Here is a 25,423-nt window from a genome sequence, read left to right as displayed (position 1 = left end):
GGTAATTACCCTGTTTACAGGAGCTATAGATCCAATCTGTTGGGTATATATGTGCTGCGTGTTGGGTATATAGATCCAATACGCAGGACATATAGCTCTTGTAAACAAGAAATATATCCCCCATAAAACAGGCTCTCATAGCTTGTGGAGGGGATAACTGCCAACGAAAACTAAACGGTAGCAAACCGGAATGAATAGAACTAAACTGAACGGAACAAAATTAAACTGAAAAACAGAACGGAACAGAATTAAGCTGGACAGAATTGAATTAAACCGAACCTAATAACAAAGAAAGGAAATTATGAAACGATTCATCTTATTCATAGGTATACTGCTTGCATCCGTTTCTCTGGTCTTCGCCAATATCTACAAGAAATATGACGTTAGATCGGGGTTATCGGGCAATTGTGTCCGGAGCATCCTTCAGGATAGCATCGGATATATGTGGTTTGCAACGCAGGACGGGCTGAATCGTTTCAACGGCATCGAATTTACCAATTACGGACATTCGTCAGAAAACGGTGGAAACAGTTATATGAATATAGTAACTATCTGCCGCCATCAGGATAACAATCAGATTTGGGTGGCCAGTACGGAAAAACTGTATTTATTCGATTCGCGGGAGGAGAAATTCTCCGTATTCGATACACAGACGGAAGACGGAGTGACAGTCAACAGTGTCTTCGGAATGGCATACGACAATGACGGGCAGTTATGGATCGGAACAACCAACGGACTGTTTGTCTACAACGAGAAAAAAGGTACGTTGAGGCACTATCTACATTCTCTTTCCGATCCCCATTCATTGCCGGACAATCACGTATGGGTGATTTACAACGACTCGTTCGGGACTATCTGGATAGGTACCCGGAATGGACTGGCGAAATACAACCAACGCACGGACAACTTCACAGGGTATATATCCGAGGACACTTCTTTCGGACGTCCTGCCTGCAACGAGATTATCTCTTTGATGGAAAGTTCGCAGGGAGTATTATGGGTGGGTACATGGTACGGGGGACTGGCACGGTTCAATAAGGAGACAGGGCAATTCCGCTATTACTTCGGAGAAGGGGACACGCTTACCATTCCGCGCATCCGCACCTTGTTTCAACGAACGGCCAACTCTTTCTATCTCGGCTCCGACGACGGACTTTATACATTCAACACCACGACAGGAGAATGTCTGCCTACCGACGACGGACAAAATAAAGAAAGTATCTATGCCTGTTATCAGGACAGGGAAGGGGGAATCTGGATCGGGACTTATTTCAGTGGGGTGAGTTACTTGTCTCCCAAGCATAAGGATATTGAGTGGTATTATCCCAATGGTACAGAAAATTCTCTTTCGGGAAATGTAATCAGCCAATTCTGCGAAGATCCCGACGGAAACATTTGGATTGCTACCGAAGACGGGGGACTGAATCTCTTTGATCCCCGCACGAAGAAGTTTAAAAAACATCTGTTGAAAAACAGTAACCCTAATATCGGTTATCACAATATCCATGCACTGTTGTACAATGAAGGAAAATTGTGGATTGGCAGTTTCTCCCGTGGATTATATATCCTGGATATTCAAACGGGAAAAATGAAAAACTATCGCCATAACCGCGCAAACCCACATTCAATTCCTAACGACCATATCTACTCCATCTATCAAACGAAGGATGGCAGCATTTATCTGGGAACGCTTTCCGGATTCTGCCGGTATGACCCGGAAAGTGACTCTTTTCGAACATTGGAACCTTTAAGCCATATCTTTATCTACGATATGGTTGAAGACCAACATGGGGACATGTGGCTGGCAAGCAAAAGGGACGGCATTTGGCGTTACAACCGCCAAACCGGTAAATTGCACAACTATCGCAACGACCCAGTAAATCCTGATTCTCCTTGTAGCAACTGGGTAATCCGTGTGTATATCGATCATAAGCAGCATCTATGGTTCTGTACCGAAGGCGGTGGCATCTGCCGTTATCACTATCAGGAAGACCGTTTTGAAAACTTCTCCACCAAAGAGAATCTGCCGAACAATATCATCTATGGCATACTGGACGACCAATCGGGTAACTATTGGCTTTCTTCCAACAGGGGACTGATCCGGTATGAGCCGCAAAACAAACGGGCACAACTCTATACCATCGAGGATGGATTACAAAGCAACCAGTTCAATTTCCGTTCTTCCCTGCAAGCCAGTAACGGGAAATTCTATTTCGGTGGGGTGAACGGGTTTAATTGTTTCTATCCGTTCAAATTATCGATTAATAAGGTAAGACCTACGGCGTCTATCTCGGCGGTATATATGCACAGCCCCGACGACAAAGTAAGCCTTAGCAAGCGTATACCTGCTCTTAGCGGACAAGTAACGATTCCTTATCAGGTGGTATCGTTCGACATCGCATTCGAAAGTCTTAGTTATGTGGCTCCCAGCAAGAATTTATATGCCTACAAACTGGACGGTATTCACAAAGAATGGATATATACGGATAAACATAACGTATCTTTTCTCAACCTGCCTCCGGGTGAATATACTTTCCGTGTGAAAGCCAGTAACAACGATGAATATTGGAGCAATGACGACTGTTGCCTGCATATTGAAATTCTTCCTCCACCCTGGAAGACCATTTATGCCAAGATTTTCTATTTACTAATAGCGTGTGGCCTCGCATATTTCCTGATACAGCTTTATTTGCGTAAACAGCAGGCTGTGAAAGCAAGAAAGATGAAAGAGATGGAACAAATCAAGAATCAGGAATTGTTCCAGTCGAAAATTACATTCTTCACCCAAGTGGCACATGAAATCAAGACTCCGGTTAGTCTTATCAAAGCTCCGCTGGAAGCGATTTTGGAAACACATGAATGGAACAGTGAAGTGGAAAGCAACCTGTCTGTGATACAAAAGAATACCAACCGGCTGATGGAGCTTATCAAACAATTGCTCGACTTCCGCAAAGTGGACAAGGAAGGTTATACGCTTTCATTCAATGAAGTGGATATCAACCGGATGATAGAGGACATCATCGACCGTTTCCGTGCCATCTCCCTGACCGGAATCTCTTTCAGTGTCTCCCTGCCGAAAGAACATCTGCAATATAATGTAGACCAGGAGGCGCTGACTAAAATTATCAGCAACCTGCTGACGAATGCCATGAAATATGCCCGCACCCGCATTATGGTGATTTTGGACGAACATCTGTCTGCAGAAGGGCGTACGCTCTCCTTGTGTGTACGCGACGATGGTCCGGGTATTCCGCAAGAGGAATGCAGCAAGGTTTTCGAACCGTTTTATCAAGTGGGAAACGCAGGAAACAACGGTTCGGGAGTAGGAATCGGATTGAGTCTCGTCAAATTGTTGGTGGAAAAGCATAAAGGAAAGGTTTATATCAATCCCGGCTATACGGAAGGATGCGAAGTATGTGTGGAAATTCCGTATTTGGAGAAAAGCATCTCTGTCAGCCCCTCCATTACTTCCATGCCCGACAAGGTTCCCGCTCTGGAGGAAGAGAGCGAACCCGCCGGTTACTCTCTTCTGGTAGTGGAAGACACGACGGATATGCTGGAGTTTCTGGCTAAGAATCTGGGAAATACCTATACCATCCATACAGCCGCCAATGGCAAGGAAGCGTTGGAATGTCTGGAGACAACGACAGTAGATCTTATTATCAGCGACATCGTCATGCCTCACATGGACGGATTCGAATTATTAAAGTCCATCCGTTCCGACAATATGCTTTGCCATATCCCGTTTATCCTGCTTTCGGCACTCGACAGCATCGATTCAAAGATTGCGGGTCTTGACTATGGCGCGGACGCTTATATAGAAAAGCCTTTCTCGCTAAGCCACATGAAAGCCACCATCAATAATCTGCTGGAAAACCGGCGCATGCTGTTCAACCACTTTACAACTGTTCCGAATATGTCATACGACCAGACATTAATGAACAAAACAGACGTGAAATGGCTGAACACGATCAATGAAATCATTACCCGCAATTTCACCAATGAAGAATTTACCATCGATAAGATGGCAGAGGAGATGGCTATCAGCCGTTCCAACTTACAGCGCAAATTGAAAGGGCTGACCGGAATGCCACCCAATGATTATATCCGGTTGATACGCCTCAAAACAGCCGGAGAACTGCTGCGTGAAGGAGAATACCGGATCAATGAGGTTTGTTTCATTGTAGGATTCAATAATCCTTCGTACTTTGCCCGTTGCTTTCAGAAGCAGTTCGGGATATTGCCGAAAGATTATGTGAAGAAAGGAAGCTAGCCTTTCATATAAAAAACCGAACAGCCAAAGAGGTATTAATGGGCTGACCGCTCTTAACTTTGCTCACAATATTGAGTTTTTCTTCAAATGAATGTCGCATAAAAAACTGCACTCCTAAAGTTTTATGTCTAACTTTTGGGGTGCAGTTCAATGTGTGGTAAGAACACTTTTCTTTAGAAAAGTATTTCGATTTTACCTTTGCATTATTTCTTAACAATGTGCATTCCGTCTTCCTGGATCTGATAGTATTTTTTTAACGTTCTATCGCTCTTGTGTGTTACCTTAATGCTTGCTTTTAGTTTATTGTTATTGTATTGCTCCCGGGAAATGGTGATGCGTTCAACGTAACCGTCCGCACCATATCCGGATGCTTCCAGCGCTTCTTTAAAGCAAGTAGATGAATGGTTGATATACTGTTCGATGTCGGCATAAGTAAAAAGTATGTCTTTGAATAGGTCATACTCCTTAATCACATTGTTTTCCGAATCCGACAGTACGATATCCGTTACACTAAAATCGTTAGGAGACGATTCTGAACTATACCACTTGGCCTCGGCTAATCTATTTTTATTCTGCGGTTTTACAATTTCCAGGTCAACAGAATAACTCGTTTTGCCTGAATGGCTACAACTGGAATTAATGCTGGCGAACTCCGCCGTTTCCAGCGTTCCGCCTGCATTCTCCATAATCTCTGCCAACTTTGCTTTTAGTTCGTCGGGATTGGTGCCTACCGTATCAGTGGGCCGGGGAGCGGTACTCTTTGCTAATCCACAGGATACAAGAATTAATGCCAGCGAAAAGATGGCTACTAATGATTGAAATGTTCTTTTGGTTGTCATACTTGAAAGTTTTTAAGTTGATTTATTTTTTGAATATCAATTCTTTATAGGGGAATGGAGTTTCCACAGACTGCGTTGCCCCACGGGGTGATAGGTGGTGCTTGTTTCAGCAGAAATATACATTTTAATAGTTTCCATCTCGTCTTCTATTTTATCGTCTTTACTACATTCCATAAAGCTGAACGCCCAAAAGGATAGCAAAAAGATTCCGAACAGGTTCTTTGTTTGCATGTGTATCTTTATTTTGTGTGTATAAATCAAATACTATATATATTTATAAAATAATATTATAACAATCTGTATATCAATATAGTATTTAATTTAGATAATATATTGTATTTTTATAAGCCATAAAAATACAATTTTACCGTATTACAAACAAAAGAACAGATCATTTTTTTCTGCCATTCCCTAAAATTGTGTTTTCTAACATGATATAAGCACTTTGCATATTTTTTCATACCTTTGTTTGCCAAAAGGAAATATGAACCGAAAAATGGAAGAAAACAAGCCCAAACGTCCACGTCGTACACGTGCCGAAATAGAAGCCAAAGTATTCGATGCCATCCGTCAGTTGGCGGACACGAAAGGATTATCCAATATCAACTTTGCCGATATTTGCCAATATGCCGATGTTCAGCCAATCGTATTGAACCGTAATTACGAAACAATGGAAAAGCTGCTTGACAAGTACGCTTATACTTGTGATTATTGGCTGCACGACCTGTTCAACAGCCAGCACCCCACAGACCAAGCCGGTAAAGATATTCTAAAGAATACCCTACAGGCATTAGCCGGACACCTTTATGACAATCCGGATATGCAGCGTTTGCTCACATGGGAGCTGTCCGCCGATAACGAAATCACCCGCCGCATGGCTCGTAGCCGTGAGATGTATTACAAGGCTGCCATAGAAGAATACAACCGGATGTTTGCCAATACAGACATTCCTATCGACACGATAGCCGGACTACTCGTAGCCGGAACGTATTGTCTGATTCTGCGCCGCAAACGTTCCACATTCGTAGGGGTGGACTATCAGAAGAAAGAGAGCCGGGAACGCCTGTACAAAGCACTGGATTACCTGTCTCATGTTGTATTCCAGTCCCTCGAAGAACATGACCGCACGATAGAGATAGCACGTAAACTCAAACAGAAAGGAATAGACACCGCCGTCATCGCCGAGTGTACCGATCTTCCCGTTACTACCATCGAGCAACTGTAACCTTGAAATTATCTGCCACATTTTGATCTTTCTTTCTCCAAAAACTTTCCTTCCAAAGCAGTATCTGCTTACACATGTGCAACTTCCATTATACTACCTTATGGATAAATAAAAATATACTATAACTTGAACAATAAATATGGTAGAAAAATACTCATAAAGAACATATTGATTAATCGTTACCGCTAAAAAGTATATGACGGATTTGTAGATTACCGCAGAATGTAAATTGTTAATATACAAACCATTATATTTCAAATTCGAAATATGATGTATATTTGATGTGCCGCTATCAAACAGCAGATGAAACTATTGAAAGCTTTGTAGGGGAAGAATTTTAGGAACTCCCGTTATCTGAATCTATTTTTGTTGACGATAGCAGATTCATTAACTTTAAAATCTTATGAGAATGATAAAACATGTAGTATTGTATCTATTCCTTTTATCTTATACCTGCCTGGTACAGGCGCAGGATTTCAATATCCGAGGGACGGTTTTCGAAGAAGAAACCGGAATGGGATTAATGGGAGCCGCAGTATTGATTGAAGGAACGACCAACGGAGCTCAAACAGATATGAGCGGTTCCTTCTCACTGTCGGGCGTGAAAATAGGAGATAAACTGGTGGTTAGTTTTATCGGTATGAAAACGGAAATTATTCCTATCACTAACCAAAACCGTTCAAGCGAAATCATCGTCCGCTTGAAGAATGATAATTACCAATTGGAACAGGTAGTAGTGACCGGTTACGGTACGGCCCGCAAAAGGGATTTAACCGGAGCGATTGTCTCTGTATCCGGTGAGGAACTTAAAAATGCGCCTACTAATAATGTAATGTCTTCCCTGCAAGGAAAAATACCGGGACTGATGGTAACCAATTCCGGATCGGCAGGTGCGGAACCGGATATTAAAATTCGCGGTATCGGTACGTTGAATGCCAGCAGTAATCCTTTGTATGTAGTGGACGGTATGTTGATGTCGGACATCAAGTTCTTGAGTAACAGCGACATTGCCAGTATGGAAATTCTGAAAGACCCTTCATCTCTTGCTATCTTCGGAGTGCAGGGAGCGAACGGAGTAATTATCATCACAACGAAACGTGCCCAAGGAGACAAAACATCGGTTACCTACGACGGCTATTTCGGTGCACAAACCGTTTGGAAACGCGACCGGGTAAAGCTGACTAATGCAACGGACTTCACCATGCTCTACAATGAGATGTTGCAGAACCAGGACCCAAACGCTGCTTCATGGGTCCCCGACATGCTGGGTACGGGCACTGACTGGCAAAGCAAAGTATTAAGAGAAAGAGCGATGATTACCAATCATAACCTGACGGTATCCAAATCCGGAAAGAACAGTAAGTCTCTATTATCTGTCGGCTACTACAAGCAGGACGGTGTACTGAAATATAATACTTACCAACGTTTCAACGTACGTTTCTCACAGGATTATGACATTACCAAGAATCTAAAAGCAGGAGGAAATATCAACCTCTCGCAGATGGATAGCAAACCTGCTTCTGCCAAAATCCAAAATGCGGTCATGGCGCTCCCTACTTATGTACCATACGCTCCGGAAGAAGATTACGACCCGGAAAACCTGGGTTCGCTCTATCATCCGTCTGCCGATATACAATCCAACGTAAACAATCCGGTAGCTCAAATGGAGCTTTACAAGGATACGGAGAAGTATCGTGATTACCGCATCATCGGTAACATTTATGGTGAGTGGAACTTTCTGAAGGATTTTACGTTGAAAGCAACCGGATATATGGATATCGGACTCTATCGGGGCGAACAGTATACACCGCGCTATGACGTGAATAACTCTACCAGCCATTCGGCACATAAGAACGATATTACCAATTTCTATCGCAAAAGTGATGAGGCTCGCACCTTTCAGGCAGACTTCCTTTTGAGTTATAAAAAGATGATAACCAATCATCGCATCGACGCAACAGTGGGATATACGGCACGCAAAGCCATTAGTGAAGGCTTCAACGCCAAAGTAGACAGTCTGGCTAATGGTATGAATATAGTACCTAATGACCTTTGGATGCTTAGCATGGGGTCCGTCAACCGTGTTTCCGCAGGTGACTGGTGGAACGAGGAGTCTTTTATCTCTTACCTTGCACGTGTGAACTATGCATACAAAGATCGTTATTTACTCACCGCTACTTTCCGTGCCGACGGTTCTTCCAAGTTTTCACCGTCTCATCGTTGGGGATACTTCCCGTCTGTGGGATTGGGCTGGGTAATCAGTGAAGAAGCCTTCATGGAGCCGCTGAAAAAAGTGGTGGACTTTGCCAAGTTAAGAGTCAGCTGGGGTAAACTGGGAAATGACAAGATAGGAAACTATCTCTACTACCCGACCATCAACCCAAAAGGGAAACAAGTCATCATCAACGGAGTGACGCAGTTTATTCCTACCCTTAGTTATGATATCGACAAAAACATCCATTGGGAAGTCATGACAGGTATTGATGTAGGTATCTCCGCGCAGCTTTTCAACAACCGCTTGAGCATGGAACTCGGTTATTATAGCAAAACGACCGATGACCTATTGGCTTATGTATCACCTTCTTCTTCGATAGGCGCAGGTTATGCCATTACCAACGCCGGCTCTATCAACAACAAAGGATTCGAATTCAGCCTTTCATGGAAAGACCGGATAGGGGCTGTGGACTATGGCATCAATGTCAACGGCGCCACTTTAAAGAATAAAGTAACCAAACTGGGTGATAATAACTCGGACATTATTTCAGGAGATTATCATCGTACCTCCGTAGGTCATCCCATCGGCTCTTATTACGGCTACGTACAGGATGGAATCTTCCAAACGCAAGAAGAGGTCGACAATTATTACCCGATGACATGGACAGCGAAACCGGGAGATATCCGCTATAAGGATTTAAACGGTGACGAAAAGATCACGGATGCCGACCGTACTTACCTCGGCAGTCCGATGCCAACTTTTACCTATGGATTCGGCTTTATGCTGGGCTATAAGAATTTTGATTTGAATGTGGATTTCAATGGTGTAAGCGGCAATAAGATTTTGGATTTAAAGAAAACCGTATCGTGGACGACAACCAACTTTTATGAGAAAAGTCTGCAAAGATGGCACGGTGAAGGGACTTCCAACAAAGAACCTATTTTAGATAAATCACGTGGGCACAACTACCTTTCTTCGACCAATCTGCTGGAAAATGGTTCCTATCTCCGTCTGCGCAATGTGCAACTGGGATATACACTGCCATCATCGGCCATCAGCAAATTGGGAATATCCGGTTTGCGTGTCTACGTAAGCGGACAAAATCTGCTGACTTTCAAACATAACACCGGATACACACCTGAAATAGGAGGAAGTGCTCTGCAAGGAGGTATGGACCAGGGAGATACCTATCCATTACCATCGGTGTATACCGTAGGTTTATCCATTAATTTCTAAGCCAACATCGGTTGAGCGAAATGATTCATCCCATCCGCTGTTGAACTAAAAAAAAATATCAGTTGAGTAAGTGGCTCACTCAATCAACTGTTGAATTAAAAATTAAGTCATTAGAAATATCAACGAATTATGAAACGAATTACTTATATAATAGCAATATTGTTCGCCTGTACCTCTTGCAGCGATGCCTTCCTCGACAATGCGCCGAAAGGTAAATATCACGAAGGCAATTATGATATGGGTACCGCACAGGAGCTTCTCGTCCTCGCCACGCTAATGGACGGATACAACGTATTCGCCCAACAGACCTGGCCTGTAACAGCCATGCAATGCCATACAACGGACAACAGTCACCCCGGAGGACCTTCGGGCGACGGCGGTGTAGACTTCAGCCAGTTTCCTACCATGTCATTCACACCGGCCAACAGTATGTTTAACACCTATTACTCACTTCAATTCACCGCCATCACCAAAGCCAACGAAGCTCTGCAGATGTTGAAAGACCTAGAAGAAGCCAACGGAGAAACAGCAGAAACCAGACAGTACAAAGCCGAAGCCTATTTTATCCGTGCGGCAGCATACTTCCGCCTGACACAGGCATTCGGTGCGGTTCCCTACGTAGACAGAGTAATGGGAAAGGACGAAGCAATGGCCGACCAGCTTAGTGCAACGGTTATCCGCAACAAGTATCTGCCCGAACTGATCGGAGTGATAAACGACCTGCCTACCCGCAAAGAAGCAGTCAGCTCGGGAAACATCGGACGTGCCACCCAAAACGCCGCCCGTGCCATCATCGCCAAAACTTACCTCTATGAAAAGGATTACAACAACTGTCTGACCTACACCGGACAAATCATCAGTTCCGAAGATAATGACCTCTCTACTCCTTACGCGGAAATGTTTTGGGAAGAGAACGAATTCGGTCCTGAATCTGTATGGGAAATCAACGCCGACTACAAACCGGACCAAAACATCTCTATCATCGGCGAAAACAACCAATGGTGCCTGATGAACGGTATCCGCGGATTCCCAAACTTAGGCTGGGGACATAATGCACCCAGTGAGAATCTGATGAACGATTACGAAAGTAACGACCCGCGTTTCGGTGCTACCATACTGGAACACGGTGAAAAGGTGGATGGCGAAGAAGTGGTGGCAAGCAACTACAAATACTTCAACAGGAAAGCCTATTGCCGGAAAAGCGAACGCTCGCTCTACGGACGTGCCGACTGGTGTTACGGTTACTGGAGCAATCTTCGCATCATCCGTTATGCCGACATCATACTGATGCACGCCGAAGCCGCCTGCGAAACCAATGACCTCGATGAGGCAAAGAGGAAACTGGAAATGGTTAGAGCCCGCGCCCGTAACGGTCAGTCGGTATTGCCCGAAATTAAGACTACCGACAAAGACGAACTAAGAGAGAAAATCCGTCACGAACGCCGCATCGAACTGGCGCTGGAATTTGAACGTTATTTCGACCTGGTACGCTGGGGAATTGCCGAAGACAAGGTAGCCAACTTCGTTGTCGGCAAACACGAGGTATTCCCTCTCCCGCAAACGGAAATCGACAAATCGAACGGTAAGTTGCAACAAAATCCTAAGTATTAATCGAAATCAAATAACAACTATAAATATGTCAAAGATGATATTAAATATAACCGCTGCCCTGTTCTCGGCACTCATATTGTGGAACTGCGTGGAAGATGAATCGACATTGGGCGAATCGACCGTGAACAACGACAACACCTATTCGCCGCTTACCGTGAAAGCTGCCATGAACGACCAGCAGCAGAAGGTTATCAGTTATTTCTATGAAGGTGCCAATCCGGCAACCGGAATGGCTTACAACGGATCTACAAGTAAAACAACCCTTACCACAGGTGCCACAGGAATGGGAATCATGAATCTTGTGATAGGAGTAGAGCGCGGCTGGATCAGCCGTGAAGATGCTGCCAACCATATCGTAAAGATAGTCCGCTTCCTGAAAACAGCCGACCGCTTTGCCGGAGCCTGGGCACACTGGTACAGACCCGACGGCAAAACTCTCCCCTTCGGAAACCAGAATGAAGCCGGAGAAATTGTGGAAACAGCTTTCATGATGGGTGGCTTATTGACTGCCTGCGAATATTTCACCGGTAACAACGAAGCCGAAAAGGAAATCCGCGAAACGACACACTATTTTTGGGAAACCATCGAATGGAACCATTTCGTAAACAACGGCCGCTTATACTGGATATGGCACAAAGATACCAATACCTACGAACTGCCTTTGATAGGCTGGAACGAAACTCTGTTGGTATACATATTGGCGATGGCCGCACCGGACAATCATAAAGTATCGACAGATATCTACAAGAATTGCTGGCAAGGCCGCAACTTTGCCACGCCCGGCAGAAAAACGTATGGTTACCTGATGCCATTGGGCACTGAATATGGCAACGCACTTTTCCTGTCCCAATATTCTTTCCTCGGACTGGACCCCAGAGCCATGGAAGACAAATATACCTACTATTGGACACAGAACGTAAGCCATACAATGGTCAACCGCCATTACTGCATATATGAGGCTCCGGAAGAATATAAATATTCGGAATCCGACTGGGGACTGACTGCCTGTGGCGGTTGCGGCAAAAACCCCGAATACAAATCGCGCGAACCATTCAAAGACGACGGCATCATTGCACCTACGGCAGCAATCAGCGCTTTTCCATATACCCCGTTCTATTCCACACAAGTATTGATGAACCTGATAAGAAACTACCCGAAACTGAACGGCACCTACGGGCTTAATATATCCTACTGCCCTTCCGACAAATCGGTAGGAACGGAATACCTGGCCATGGAGCACGCACCGATGGCTATCATGATGGAAAACTACCGCACGGGACTTATCTGGAAACTGCTGATGAAAAACGAGTATGTGCAGAAAGGCCTCCAACTGGCAGAAATCAAAACGACTCCCGAATATACCCCGGGATTTTACCTGGCAACAGTCAACACCGCAACCCGTGTGTATGACATGATGCGTCACCCCGACCGTGAAAAGTATGAAATAGAATTCTATACGAAGGCTTCGGGCAACGGACTGCTCATACTGACTAATATGAAAAACGAAGAGATTTACCGCACCAATATCGAGCTGTCAGCAGGCACTAATATCATTTCTTTCTTCGACAACTCCATCCTAAGAGGAAAAAAATACAAGCTCACAGTGACCGACGGTGCAAACCAGTCTTATTCTATTCCTGTAACTTTAAGATAAAAAACAACGATGAAGAAATTATTGACTACTATAGTGTGCCTGATTTTACTAATGGGAACTTCAATGATGAATGCCCGCCCCCCAATGTATACTTCAACGAATACCGAAGTTCCCTCCAGACTCGTAAAAAACGAACACGGAAGCTGGCAACTAATAGTGAACGGAAAACCTTTCATCATGCTGGCAGGCGAACTGCACAACTCTTCGGCCTCAACCACCGAATATTTGAACAGCCTGTGGACTTCCTTAAAAACACTGAACCTGAACACGGTGCTCGCCCCCATCGCTTGGGAACAGTTTGAACCGCAGGAGGGTATATTTGATTATACATTGATAAACAATATGATAGATGGAGCCCGAAAGAATGGATTCAAACTGTCTATCCTGTGGTTCGGCAGTTGGAAGAACGGAGAATCTAGCTATGCGCCTACTTGGGTGAAAGAGGATACCAAGCGTTTTTTCCGCGTGAAGAGCGTGGAAGGCAAAGAAATCGAAACGATTTCCCCTTTCTGCGAAAACGCCATGAAAGCGGACGCCAAAGCATTCAAAACATTGGTGGAACATATCAAAAAGGTGGATCAGGCAACGGGAACAGTCATCGCCCTGCAACCGGAAAACGAAGTGGGTATCTTTCAGGGTATGGACTACTCGAAAGCCTCACTTGCGGCATACGAGCAGGAGGTTCCGCAAGCACTTATTCAGTATATGAAGAAGAACCGCAAGAACCTGCGCAAAGAGTTGCTTTCCGTATGGGAGGAGAACGGAGCCAGGACGTCCGGCGCATGGAAAACGGTGTTCGGAGATAATGCCTGGAGCAAGAGTTTTTACACCACTTGGCAGTATGCCACTTACATCGATTTTATCTCTGCCGGTGCGAAAGAGATTTATCCGCTACCTACCTTCTGCAACTGTTGGCTGGTGCAAAAGCCTGATGACATGCCGGGAGTTTATCCCAACGGCGGACCGGTATCCCGTGTAATGGACATCTGGAAAGCAGCCGCACCGCATATCGATGTGCTTGCTCCGGATATTTATCTATCTGACTTTAAAAATATTGTAGCAGACTATCACCGGGCGGATAATCCGTTATTGATTCCCGAAGCAGTGATGAAACCGGCCAATGCTTTTTGGGCATTCGGCGAACACAGCGCACTTTGTTATTCACCTTTCGGTATCGAAGATGGGGCGGATAATTTCGTCTTTGCACAGTCCTATAAAGTGCTGAATGAATTGATACCGCTTATTTCCGAACACCAAGGCAGCGACCGCATGATTGGCGTAATGAAAATGCCGGGTGAATCGGAACGTACAGTGACGATGGGCGATTATCAACTATGTATTAAATACGATGCCGAAGATGCTTACGGATTGATTATCCAAACCGGAAAAAATGAGTTCGTCGTTGCCGGAATCAACTTCAAGGTTTATTTCACTTCTACTGACAAAAAGAAAACGGGTTATATCAAGCAAGTATGGGAAGGCGGTTACGATACGGACGGTGAGTGGAAAGCCACCCGTTTGCTCAATGGTGACGAGACTTACCACAACGCTGTACTGATTGCCAAAGGACGTCGTACGTTTACATCGGAAAAGAGTAACAACTACAATGCCGACCACAGCGACGAGATATTTGTTTACTCACCTACTTCCTATCAGGCAGTCTGGAGTCCGGGTATATATCGCGTGACAACCTATTTACGGTAAAACCAGCTTATTCATACATGAATAGGGTAGAAATCAGATATAAAATAGATCAGGCCTATTCATCTATGAATAAGTATAAAACTAATAACCAATAATTAAACAGTATGAAACACATATATTGTATATTTATCTCTCTTTGCACGACTCTATTCATCTGGAGTTGCAAAGATTCCGAAGAGATAGCTCCGGCATCTCTGACTATCAACAAGAATGAATTGTCATTCACCGGATATAAAAGTACCCTCGCCGTCAAAGTAGACGCCACCCGTCGCTGGAGTGCCGTTGCTTCCGAATACTGGATCACCATAAGCCCGGACAACTATCCCGGAGTAAATGAGAGTTTTATAGCGAATGTAGCTGTCACTGTCTCCGACAATGCAACAGGTCAGCCCCGCGAAGGACATGTCACCTTTTTCCTGCAAGACGAAGAGGTTATTACCCTGACCGTTAAGCAAAGTATTCAGGATGAAGGAGAAAGACCGGATGAAGAGTTTCCTATCACATGGGCCAATCTGCAATGGTGTGCCTCTAGCGTACTCAATGAGGGAGACGATTTTGAAGCCGGTTCATGTGTGTTTGCCGACGGCATCACCAATTCTGTCGACAGCGAAACAGGAGAAGAGATTACCTGCGATATCGGTTATTCGTTTACCGATACTGACCCGTCCGGAGAAGATTGGATATGGACTTCCTGTCCGTTTAATGGCGACTGGGGCAACAACTTCTATTATCAGGGGCGTATTCAAAACCTCACTGCCGGCACTTACTTTTATACATTCCGTTTCCGTAATGGTTCGGGACCTTACAAATATGCAGGAACAGGCGGATTATGGGATGGAGAAGTAAACGTCAACGGAAAGTTTGAAGTGAAAGAAGAAGAGGAAGAACAAGAAGAATACGCAAGCATCGAAGATTACAGCCAACTATCCATCAGTTGGGCAATACTCGGTGACTGGACAGCCAAGAATCCTATCCCACAAGGAGAACAGTTTGAAACGGGCGCACAGGTATTCATCGAAGGATTAACCGACTTGGGAACAGGCACTGCCAACAAACATGTGACTTGTGAAATCGGTTACTCCACAACAAACTCTGACCCGTCGGGAACCGATTGGACATGGCAATCTTGCCATTGGAACGGGCAATGGGGAAACAATCACTATTATCAAGGCAAAACTCCCGAAATCTCGACTGCAGGAACATATTATTATACTTTCCGTTTCAGAATAGACGAAGGAACTTATGCCTATGCAGGAACAGACGGGCTTTGGAATGGTACAAGCAGCACCTATAAAACTTTTCAGGTAACAATGTAATTGTGTATTAGCATATATGCCGGGCTGGTTCTTTATAGTCCGGCATATATCTTTTAGATGATGAATCCGGGATTCATTCTTTCAGAATTGAGTACATCTTCATATCCACCACAACACCATTTTTTACCGCATTCTTCCTCAATGTCCCCTCTAACTCAAACCCGCATTTCTCAAGGATGCGGCAAGAAGAGGCATTATGTGCAAAAGGTTCAGCATACAGTCGGATTATATCCGTATTTTGAAAGACATATTCGCATATTTGTTTCACAGCACTTGTACCGATACCTTGCCCCCAATAAGGCTCTGCAATGTAATATCCCACCTCGGCAGTTCTCGAATGTATGTTGCTTTGGCGGAAGGCACCTATACTCCCTATTGCTTTATCATCGACAGTTATTGCAAATGAGAACGTACTTTCCGAATCGGCGGCATTCATTGCCTGTATAAACTCCCTTGCATCATGCACGGTATATGGAAAGGGGATGCCATCCCGCAGGTTATCCAGTATATTCTTATTATTCAGTGTCTCTGCAATATCTTCTGCATCCTCTATCCGCCAACAACGTATTTTACATTCCATATTATGATTACATTTTATGATTATACCTTCTTTTTCCTGATACGTCCGTAAAACTACAAAATTAATCCAGAACCGGAAGAAGAGTTGATTTATTTTTCCGGAAGAAAAAGAAGAAAAGAAACGGTTTATTGCATCTTTGATTTTTCTCTTTATCTTTGTAATAAGTACATTCCCTGTTAATACAATACAAATGAGATACAATTGGATTCTTTTTGGACTATCTATTTTATTATCCTTTACCTGTCTCTCTCCGGGTATGGCACAAACACCTATGCAAATCACCAACTATAATTATAAGAACTACAAAGGCGGAATTCAGAACTGGGGCATTGCGATTTCTCCCGAACAGATTCTATATAGCAGCAACAATAACGGACTATTAAGATACAACGGCAATGACTGGGCACTTCTCGAACCGGGCGAGCGAAGTACCGTACGTGCGGTCTGCTGTATCGGGAACCGGATTTACACAGCAGGCGACAACAACATCGGCTACTGGCAATATGATGTAAACGGAAAAATCAACTATACGTCTCTTCTACCGCTGGTAAATAAGCTTGGAATCAAAGGAGAGACTTTTTGGAGTATAGCCGAAACGGAAGGCAAAGTATATTTCCATTCCTTCGGCAATATTATCTGGTATGACGGCAAGGATATGGGTTATCTGGTGAAAAACGACTGTTGTGTTTCTCTCTATCCGGCAGGTGACAAGCTGTTTACGCAGAAGTGCGGCGGTGCTCTCATGCAAATTCGCAGCAATAAGCTGGAAAACTTCTGCGAGGATACAATCTTCATGAATGGAGAAACTAAATTCATGTTTCGGATTGCCGATGATGAATATATCATAGGGCAAGCCAGCGGGAAGATATATACACTGAAAGGTAATACCATAGTCCCGCTACTCCAGTTGGAAAATGCCAATCATATCCCCGTCCGGATAGACTGCGGAAGTATTTGGAAAGACGAACTACTTGCTGTCGGAACCATAGGCGACGGCTTGTTCCTGATTAACCTGAAAAGCGGGCAACAGACGCATTATCATTCTTCGCAACTGCAAGACCTCAATATTCATGGTTTGTGTTTCGCTGCCGAGAACTTCCTTTGGCTCTCGCTCGACAACGGAATATCATCGGTTATCCTCGAACCGGCCACTTATCTATGGAAAACAAATACTGACATAGGCACTTTCTTCGATGCGGCATCTTTCGACGGAAAGACTTATATCGGCTCCAACCAAGGTATTTATCTTTATGAAGAAGACGGTAGGAAGATGCAGACTTCGATGTACCCTCTTCAGTTCTGCAACCTGAAAAATGAATTGTTGTGCGGCACTACCACCCAACTGTTTAAAATGAAAGCCGGACAAACCAATTTCGAACCGTTCTACAACATAAACGGCGTCAGACAGTTTGAATATATAGCCGACCGTGGCGATGAATACATCTTCTTACGTTCTTATTCCGGAATTGCCCTGCTCGAATATAAAGACAACACCTGGAAATATAAGTCTTTACTTATAAATACGGAAGATTATGCCAACATCATGCCGGAAAATCTTCATACGGTATGGGCTATCCATCCGGAAAAAGGAATCTTCCGACTGCGCATCAACAAAGACCTGAATGAGATAACGGATTTCGAGAACTTCTCCGAAATAGACGGATACGCCAATTATAACAGAATCAGTCTGGTAAAAGTGGAAGATAAGATTCTGTTTGCGACGCCTAAAGGAATATACATGTTCGATATTACCGGGAAGAGTTTTAGAAAACAAGAACAAATAAGCAGGGAAATTTTGTATCTGAACAAGTTGCAATCTATAAAACCAGCCTATAAGAACGATATCTGGGTAGCTACGGATGAAGAGTTATTCCTCTATCACATTGCGGATTTATCTGCCGAATTAATAATGCACTGGCCGTTTGTTGATAATGAACTTATGCTTTACGACAAACATTATAATCTGAAATCAATTAATGATTCAATCACGTTTGTTTCTACCTGTGAAGGAACTGTCGTTATCAACAGTAAAATGGTAAACCGCCATGTCTCCAATCCACGCCCGTTACAGATAGAGACTTTCTGTTTCAACGATTATGATAACAATACTTTTTATGCAGATTTCCACCAGCAGAAAATAGAATTGCCTAATACCGCCACCAATATCACTATTCAAGTCACTACCGGACTGGGGACTCATGCCACTTCTATCTCCTACCGCCTTCCCGGAGTAACGAATGAATGGAGTCCGTGGCAAACGTCGGGCACTATCCACTTCACCAACCTGCCATCCGGCATCTATCAACTCGAAATAAAGGATAGTAATCAAAATACATTGATAGTCCCGATACTCGTATCTCCACCTCTCTACAAACGGACATGGATGATTACGCTATATGTGTTGTTCCTGGTGATAATCACCGTTGGAGTGGTGACTCTCTTCAGCGAACGAAAACGGAAGAGATTACTCAAACAATACGAAGAGGAACAGAGAAAACATGCAGAAGAACTGCAACATCAAGCCTACGAACAATTGCAGGAGAAAGTAAGAAACCAGGAAAGCGAACTTAAAAACCGGATGCGTTTCTTAACCCAAAAGCAGGAATTGCTGGACGCTATTTCTACGGAAGTGGAAACACAAAAGAATGAACTGGGCGAGCGGTATCCCAACAAGCTCTACCTCCGGTTAATGAAAATTATTCAGCAGGGCGCTACGGAAAAAGATAAGCTATTATCCTTTGAAAACTACTTCGTAGAAGTGCACTATGAATTTATGCTGCGCATGCAAAAAGTATATCCGGACTTGTCGCCTTCGGAACTGAAATTCTGCTGCCTGATACGTGCCAACTTATCTACCAAAGAGATTTCCGTTATTATGGGCATTGCGCTCCGGTCTGTCGAATTGAAGAAGTACAGACTCAAACGGAAACTCAATCTCGATCAGGATAGTAGTCTGACGTCTTATATACTTAGTATCTGATATTGGTGCGATAACTAATAAAACAACTCAACCCGATGTAGGAATAATCAATAATAAGGTCAACTGTAGATAGGGTTAGTAATATTGCAAGTCAACCCGAAACAGTGATAAGAAATAAAATAGTCAACCATTATCAGGGAAGTGCAAATTCTCAAGCATTCTCACTGCGATGAGAAAAAATACTCATTGTAATGAGAAAAACTCTCACTGCAATGAGAACTTTTTCTCATCGAAGTGAGAATATACCCTTGTCAGAATAGGCTGAAACAGCTCATGAAGCCAATAAAAGGGCGAGCAATAGAATAGGAAGTATAAAACTTCTGAATTCTATAGGTTCGCCCTCTTATATTAATTTTCTTACGTATTATCAAGAAGAAATATATCCCTGTTTAAATTATATTTTAATAAGAAGCTGTTGCCGGAATACCTTCCTTTTCCAATAAAGCCACAATACGGTCTAACTCTTCATGCGTAGCCTTTTGCAAATCGTGGTCGGGAGTCTCCCGGTCAATCGTATAAATCATCACTTGACGGGGAGCGATTTCTTTCACTGCTTCTATCCAGGGGAGCACATACTTGTCGGATGTATTATCCATGTCTTTTCCCTGATAACCTCCTTTCAGAAACATCGTCTGTACGATGCAGTTTCCTTTGAACTCTTTCATTCTTTCGATGATCTTCTTAACAGAATATTTTCCGTTAGGACGGTCCAACAGATGAATGTATTCTTCATCCACCGTATCCAGTTTCAGGATATTATTATCTATCTTGTTCAGTGCTTCGAATACGGCAGGACGGTCGATAAATGTAGAGTTACTCAATACGCTTACTTTTGCTTTTGGGAAATACTTGTCGCGAAGCGCAAGTGTATCTTCTATGATTTCCGGGAAATGGGGATGCGCAGTCGGTTCACCGTTTCCGGCAAATGTCAATACATCGGGAGCAGGGCCGTTTGCCTGCATGTCTTTTAGTTTCTCTTCGAGAGCCATGCGGACTTCTTCACGGGTAGGAAGAAGTTTCTTCGTACGATGTTCGGCATTGAAACCACACTCACAATAAATGCAGTCGAATGAACAAACCTTACCGTCGTCCGGCAATAAATTGATTCCCAATGAAACGCCCAAACGGCGGGAATGAATAGGGCCGAAGATGGGTGAAGGAAAAATAATAGTCATCTTATTCTAATTATTTATTCATAAATCATAGCAAAGATAACCCAAAACTTATAGGTTATTCTATCTGTACGACCATTTTTTCATCATCCCAAACAAATTATTACTCTAACGCCACTCAAGAAACCACACGGAAATATTGATCCATTCTTCTCAAAAGCAGAATATACATATCACGTACTTCCTTTTGGGAATGTATCGTGCTAAGCTCCTCCAGTCTATCGTGCAGACTATGCAATTCGTTCGTTAAACGTTTCTTTATACTATTATGTTCAGTAGCTTCCTGCATAATATCCAGCCACGCTTCCAAACATATCAGCTGAATATCCATCTGTTCATAACTAACGGCAGACTGCGGATCAAAACCATTAAACAATCCTTTATAAAGATCCCGGAAAAAATCAATATCGTCATACCCCTTCCGGTCACTCTGCAACGCCTGCAATCGAAGAGCTGAAATTGTCTTTACACTCAACAATTGTTTGAACAACTTCGCCAGTTCCGGATACAGAAGATTGTTTCTTGTTTCCAACAAATTCTCTTTTACATAGGTACATTCCATCTTTTTAACAGAATGAAATAAATAGTTGTCCAAATCAAGCATTGCCTGACGCTGCGCATCTGCCGGTTGAGAACTACCCACCACCTTTGCCATTTCCATCAGATAACTCCCATACAGACGAATAGCCTTTCTGTATATATCAGTGAGCGAACTCCCTTTATCGTATTTCTTCCCCTTATACACAATCTTATCCAACCGACTCACTACAGTCTGTAAATCCGATATTTTGACCGCATAATCTTCTGGAAATGAAGAATTAGAATTCTCCTTCCCTGATGGTTGGAATAAACGAATGTGATCTGGTAAATTATGATCTATCCATTGGCGGAGCTTCTCCCGTTCATCATAACAATTTTGGTCTCCTTTGAAAGGATGATAGCCAAAATAAATAGTCCGGCAATCATCATCTCCAACTTTTAAAGTCTTTCCACACGAGCTTTTCGATAAACTTCTGCGCAAACCTAAAAGATATCCAATTTCTTCCGTTATTTCATTTTGCAACAATTCTTTTTCCACTTCTTTAGAATAACGGTCAGCCAGAATACGCGAATCCGAGGCACCGCAACTTAACAGATAGTCGTCTAATTTTCCTTTTAGGAATCCATGTCCGATATTCAGACGACATGAAAGTATTTCTCCGGTACGAGGATGACAGATAAAGTCACTTTTGATCCCCGGTATTCTTAAATCATAAGATATAAAAGCACGTTGTTCCGCCGGAATTATCTTTCGGTCTGCATACCTTACTTGTAAAGCATCATGAATACCTGCTTTATGGAAGGCGGTATTCCATGCTTCCACTCCTTCCTTTACTGCCTGGAAGTATTCCTTCGGAAAAAGAGTGTCTACATAGAAAGTAAGCGGTTGTGACATATCCCAACGAAGAATCAATGAATCTTCTACCATACAATAAGGATTTTGCGAGTAATCTTTGAAACTCAATGTCCGGTAAGGTATTCTGTAATCTGCCAAGCGGATCTGATCTTTTTTCAGAGGTAGCAAGCGTACTGCACAAGTGACTTCCAAAGGCATACTACCTTCAGGCAATATAATGGCAGAACTGGACAGCATATATCTTTCCGCTTCAACTCCATGATAGCGCCTGACCGTAAACGACACACCTTCCTTAAAAGGATGTATTTTCATTATTTCCGACAGTTCCGGAACCAAGGAACGAATAAAACTATCATTATAGCTGAACCAGTCATCGCCAGTCATCAGATACTCTGTTATCCGAATAATAGCTCCCTGCTCTTTTGAATAGGCCACCACTGGATAACTTTTACCGGCAGGTTGCATATTTGACAACGAGAAAGATTGCTGATATGTGCTTTTTTCATCTAAAATACGCTCTGTATAAAACGGTTTTTGAAAGCAAATTGTAGCTTTATCCGGAGATATAATACGCACTACTCCCAGTCCGTCAACCGGACGATTCAACAAATCAAACCCTCGGTCTATCTGTCCACTGACTTCAATTTCCCGCCCGATATATTTTTCGGGTATTTCCAAATAGATTTCTTTTTCCGCTACATACACAGGAAACACACCGTCGATCTTATCCATCCCGGCAACAAAAAACTCGTCAAATGACTTGACGAAATCCTGTGCCTGAAGCAAAGCTGTGACACACAACAATATACCAATCACATATCTTCTTCTCTTCATGAATTTCTTTATTTACTTTTCATCATTAAAACAAAATACTATCTACAAGAAACATTGCCCGTTTTTTGGCAACCGGATCCGTAATCTTATGGCTATAATCAAGACTTTCCTCCTTTATTCTATTCAAAGCCTGCATGATGGAAACCAATAATCTCGACGAAGTTATCTTTTCTGATCTATCCAACAATTTAACAAGTTTACTCACATAAAGCAGCTGCACTTTATACTTGGCGTCACTTACAGGAATATTGTCAGCCCATTCGGTAAATAATTCTTTATGTATGCTTTCCAAAAACTCATCTACAGACAACATATCCTCACAAACATTCTCCGTTCTTTCCACTTCCCGGAGGGAACGAATCATTTCCGACATCAGCTCTTCATAAAAGCGATCGAACTCCCGACTACCATTTATTTCTAATTTAGCGGTAAGTTTTTCATCAAACATCCACACAGGCGGTTGTAATATATAAGCCTGTATAAAGCTCATAACCTTCTTATTGTAATCGGCTTTTTCAGGTATGTAAATATTCTCATCATCCGGCTCAGCAAGACGTTTCCCGCCCAAATGAGACAAAACGTGCTGTACCCACTGTTTATAATGCTCCAATACCGCTTCATAACGCCCCTGTAATACACGCAAAGACGTTTTATCCGTCACATTCCAGACATCCGGATGTTCACACAAATATTTCAAGTTCTCTATTCCCTGTGTATTAACCATAACATGGTCATTACCCAAATCTTCTGCCTGAGCCCTTACATCCATTCTGCCCGAAAAATGTAACGAGGGATCTTTCTGTTTTTCCTGATTCCAAAGGCTCCTGTTCTTTTCTCTTTCAGAAGCATCTTTACCCGGAAATATACGGTAGCCCCATTCAATAGCCCACTTATCATATTCGCCGACACGTACCCGCCTGTTTCTCAAATCAACTTTATCTTGAGGACGCAAAGCATAATTACACCGCACATAATCCATTATGGAACTACCAATACTATATTGACTTAAAAAGTCATTATCACGTAATTGATCGATGGAGTAATGAGAACTACCCAGAAAGTTATGTTCCAACCCTAATGTATGACCCACTTCATGTGTCAATACTTGTTTTATCTGTTCGTATTGCAAAGAGTCCGGCAACTCTATATTCCATGCCTGCGGATCATTCGCTCCACATTGAGCAAAATACCATTTCTGTTCCAAATTCAAGACACTGCAAAAAATACCGATGTGGCAAGCTATAATCTCACCGGACCGGGGTTCGCATGGAGTCGGTCCATAAGCGTTATTTTGTCCTGATATCTTCCATGAGATGAACGGATAAGTACTGTCATAAATACTAAAATCAGGATCTTCCTCAACGGTAGGAGCCAGTCGCGCATCAATGGCGTTCTTAAATCCAGCTTTCTCGAAAGCCGGACGCCAGTCACGCACCGCTTCAATGATACAGTCGATGTACTTTTCCGGTGTATTACGATCTATATAAAAAATAATAGGTTGTATGGGTTCTACCAGTTCCCCCCTCATGTATCTTTCTTCATCTTCCGCCCTTATTTCCAGCCGCCATCGTTTGACAACAGATTTCCGAATAGCAGGCTGATTCCCTTGAAAACACTCCTTGCTGATAGAAAAATAAGCTCCGGTATTTGCAGCAACTGCCTCCAACGGTCTTTTTGACAGTAATTTTATGCAGATACCTGTATCCCAGTCTCCAATATAAGGAGGTGCAACAGGCTTACCTGGTATTTTCATTGACGAACTTCGATAAACTCGTGATGCGTGTATCAACAAGCGGTTGTCATATCCTTTAATTTCCTTGATATAATCTTTCTCTCTTAAACGCGTACCTATCAATAAATCAAAAGATACAATATCAAGAGTAAACAAAGGAAAATCTTTTAATACTTCACCAATCTCTATCAAGCTGCTTCCCTGATTCCTAGCTTTAATCGGTAATATCTTATAAAGCCTTTCGTTCCCACGTTGGGCGGCGATTTTTGCATACGTTCCTTCAGGATTTTCTATCACCCTCTCATATTGTGGATCCATCATCCACAACTCGTCACCCTGTTTACGGAAACTGAAAAATACCGGACCTATCATGTCACCCGCATATCCGAATTTCTTTTCCATATCCCGGTCCGGACGGGCAGGAGCTGTCAGGATAGTTGTCGTTACGGCAAACTCACGTCCAATCAATGAATCCGGGATTTCCCAATAGATATGTTTATCACTTCGGTAGGTAGTAAACATACCGGGAATAACTTCCACTGGTGCTTCTTCTTTAATAAAAGTTGTAATACTTTGCTGTTGCCCGTACAGACAAGTACAGACAACAGCAAGAAATACTGCACCGATAATTCCTTTTAGCATAAAGACCGGTTTAT

At 43.1% G+C, this 25,423-nt stretch carries 14 protein-coding genes; 8 read left to right on the top strand and 6 right to left on the bottom strand.

The annotated features are described in order from the left end of the window. The first annotated feature begins 301 nt into the window (after window positions 1-301). On the top strand, window positions 302-4,273 hold the full coding sequence (locus tag BXY_RS11030; protein WP_015531920.1) for a hybrid sensor histidine kinase/response regulator transcription factor: 3,972 nt from the start codon (window positions 302-304) through the stop codon (window positions 4,271-4,273). 203 nt (window positions 4,274-4,476) lie between these two features. Here the strand turns inward: BXY_RS11030 and BXY_RS11025 are convergent, their stop codons facing one another. Together BXY_RS11025 and BXY_RS11020 are read right to left on the bottom strand one after the other, a co-directional pair. Next, window positions 4,477-5,112 carry a hypothetical protein gene (locus tag BXY_RS11025; RefSeq protein WP_015531919.1) on the bottom strand — a complete coding sequence of 212 codons (636 nt, stop codon included), beginning with the start codon at window positions 5,110-5,112 and terminating at the stop codon, window positions 4,477-4,479. A 36-nt stretch (window positions 5,113-5,148) separates the two neighbouring features. Further along, window positions 5,149-5,343, bottom strand: coding sequence for a hypothetical protein (locus BXY_RS11020; RefSeq protein WP_015531918.1), 195 nt, complete (start codon window positions 5,341-5,343; stop codon window positions 5,149-5,151). Window positions 5,344-5,608: 265 nt separating this feature from the next. Between BXY_RS11020 and BXY_RS11015 the strand changes: the two genes are divergently transcribed. The 6 genes from BXY_RS11015 (at window position 5,609) to BXY_RS10990 (ending at window position 16,073) form a co-directional block, all read left to right on the top strand. Further along, window positions 5,609-6,337 carry a TetR/AcrR family transcriptional regulator gene (locus BXY_RS11015; protein ID WP_134993130.1) on the top strand — a complete coding sequence of 243 codons (729 nt, stop codon included), beginning with the start codon at window positions 5,609-5,611 and terminating at the stop codon, window positions 6,335-6,337. 409 nt (window positions 6,338-6,746) lie between these two features. After that, window positions 6,747-9,788: a SusC/RagA family TonB-linked outer membrane protein gene (locus tag BXY_RS11010; protein ID WP_015531916.1), complete on the top strand. Its 3,042-nt coding sequence runs from the start codon at window positions 6,747-6,749 to the stop codon at window positions 9,786-9,788. Between the two features lie 129 nt (window positions 9,789-9,917). Continuing rightward, window positions 9,918-11,399 (top strand): RagB/SusD family nutrient uptake outer membrane protein, encoded by a 1,482-nt coding sequence (locus BXY_RS11005; protein ID WP_015531915.1) that lies wholly within the window; start codon window positions 9,918-9,920, stop codon window positions 11,397-11,399. A gap of 34 nt (window positions 11,400-11,433) precedes the next feature. Further along, a complete protein-coding gene (locus BXY_RS11000) occupies window positions 11,434-13,053 on the top strand; it encodes a glucoamylase family protein (RefSeq protein ID WP_243442488.1) in 1,620 nt (539 codons plus the stop codon). Between the two features lie 51 nt (window positions 13,054-13,104). Then, the gene (locus BXY_RS10995) at window positions 13,105-14,757 is read left to right on the top strand and encodes a beta-1,2-galactosidase (protein WP_015531913.1); all 1,653 of its coding nucleotides are present in this window, start codon (window positions 13,105-13,107) and stop codon (window positions 14,755-14,757) included. Window positions 14,758-14,861: 104 nt separating this feature from the next. Then, window positions 14,862-16,073: a BACON domain-containing protein gene (locus tag BXY_RS10990; protein ID WP_015531912.1), complete on the top strand. Its 1,212-nt coding sequence runs from the start codon at window positions 14,862-14,864 to the stop codon at window positions 16,071-16,073. Window positions 16,074-16,146: 73 nt separating this feature from the next. On the opposite strand, the gene BXY_RS10985 is transcribed toward BXY_RS10990, so the two are convergent. Beyond that, a complete protein-coding gene (locus BXY_RS10985) occupies window positions 16,147-16,653 on the bottom strand; it encodes a GNAT family N-acetyltransferase (RefSeq protein ID WP_134993125.1) in 507 nt (168 codons plus the stop codon). Between the two features lie 190 nt (window positions 16,654-16,843). On the opposite strand from BXY_RS10985, the gene BXY_RS10980 reads away from it, so the two are divergent. Next, window positions 16,844-19,633 (top strand): helix-turn-helix and ligand-binding sensor domain-containing protein, encoded by a 2,790-nt coding sequence (locus BXY_RS10980; RefSeq protein WP_134993126.1) that lies wholly within the window; start codon window positions 16,844-16,846, stop codon window positions 19,631-19,633. 401 nt (window positions 19,634-20,034) lie between these two features. Here BXY_RS10980 and BXY_RS10975 read toward each other — a convergent pair whose 3' ends face one another. The 3 genes from BXY_RS10975 to BXY_RS10965 all read right to left on the bottom strand — a co-directional run bounded on the left by BXY_RS10975 (window position 20,035) and on the right by BXY_RS10965 (window position 25,409). Beyond that, window positions 20,035-20,808 (bottom strand): radical SAM protein, encoded by a 774-nt coding sequence (locus BXY_RS10975; protein WP_015531910.1) that lies wholly within the window; start codon window positions 20,806-20,808, stop codon window positions 20,035-20,037. 115 nt (window positions 20,809-20,923) lie between these two features. Then, window positions 20,924-23,035 carry a DUF5117 and DUF5118 domain-containing protein gene (locus BXY_RS10970; protein ID WP_015531909.1) on the bottom strand — a complete coding sequence of 704 codons (2,112 nt, stop codon included), beginning with the start codon at window positions 23,033-23,035 and terminating at the stop codon, window positions 20,924-20,926. Window positions 23,036-23,060: 25 nt separating this feature from the next. Next, a complete protein-coding gene (locus tag BXY_RS10965; protein WP_015531908.1) occupies window positions 23,061-25,409 on the bottom strand; it encodes a zinc-dependent metalloprotease in 2,349 nt (782 codons plus the stop codon). Between the last annotated feature and the right edge of the window lie 14 nt (window positions 25,410-25,423).

The organism is Bacteroides xylanisolvens XB1A, from assembly GCF_000210075.1.
GTDB classification, from domain to species: domain Bacteria; phylum Bacteroidota; class Bacteroidia; order Bacteroidales; family Bacteroidaceae; genus Bacteroides; species Bacteroides xylanisolvens.
This window is presented reverse-complemented; position numbering and strand designations above follow the sequence as displayed.

Bases quoted from the DNA above. Each gene is read 5' to 3' on its own strand.
- BXY_RS11030 (WP_015531920.1), top strand. From the start codon at position 302: ATGAAACGATTCATCTTATTCATAGGTATACTGCTTGCATCCGTTTCT.
- BXY_RS11025 (WP_015531919.1), bottom strand. From the start codon at position 5,112: ATGACAACCAAAAGAACATTTCAATCATTAGTAGCCATCTTTTCGCTG.
- BXY_RS11020 (WP_015531918.1), bottom strand. From the start codon at position 5,343: ATGCAAACAAAGAACCTGTTCGGAATCTTTTTGCTATCCTTTTGGGCG.
- BXY_RS11015 (WP_134993130.1), top strand. From the start codon at position 5,609: ATGGAAGAAAACAAGCCCAAACGTCCACGTCGTACACGTGCCGAAATA.
- BXY_RS11010 (WP_015531916.1), top strand. From the start codon at position 6,747: ATGATAAAACATGTAGTATTGTATCTATTCCTTTTATCTTATACCTGC.
- BXY_RS11005 (WP_015531915.1), top strand. From the start codon at position 9,918: ATGAAACGAATTACTTATATAATAGCAATATTGTTCGCCTGTACCTCT.
- BXY_RS11000 (WP_243442488.1), top strand. From the start codon at position 11,434: ATGATATTAAATATAACCGCTGCCCTGTTCTCGGCACTCATATTGTGG.
- BXY_RS10995 (WP_015531913.1), top strand. From the start codon at position 13,105: ATGGGAACTTCAATGATGAATGCCCGCCCCCCAATGTATACTTCAACG.
- BXY_RS10990 (WP_015531912.1), top strand. From the start codon at position 14,862: ATGAAACACATATATTGTATATTTATCTCTCTTTGCACGACTCTATTC.
- BXY_RS10985 (WP_134993125.1), bottom strand. From the start codon at position 16,653: ATGGAATGTAAAATACGTTGTTGGCGGATAGAGGATGCAGAAGATATT.
- BXY_RS10980 (WP_134993126.1), top strand. From the start codon at position 16,844: ATGAGATACAATTGGATTCTTTTTGGACTATCTATTTTATTATCCTTT.
- BXY_RS10975 (WP_015531910.1), bottom strand. From the start codon at position 20,808: ATGACTATTATTTTTCCTTCACCCATCTTCGGCCCTATTCATTCCCGC.
- BXY_RS10970 (WP_015531909.1), bottom strand. From the start codon at position 23,035: ATGAAGAGAAGAAGATATGTGATTGGTATATTGTTGTGTGTCACAGCT.
- BXY_RS10965 (WP_015531908.1), bottom strand. From the start codon at position 25,409: ATGCTAAAAGGAATTATCGGTGCAGTATTTCTTGCTGTTGTCTGTACT.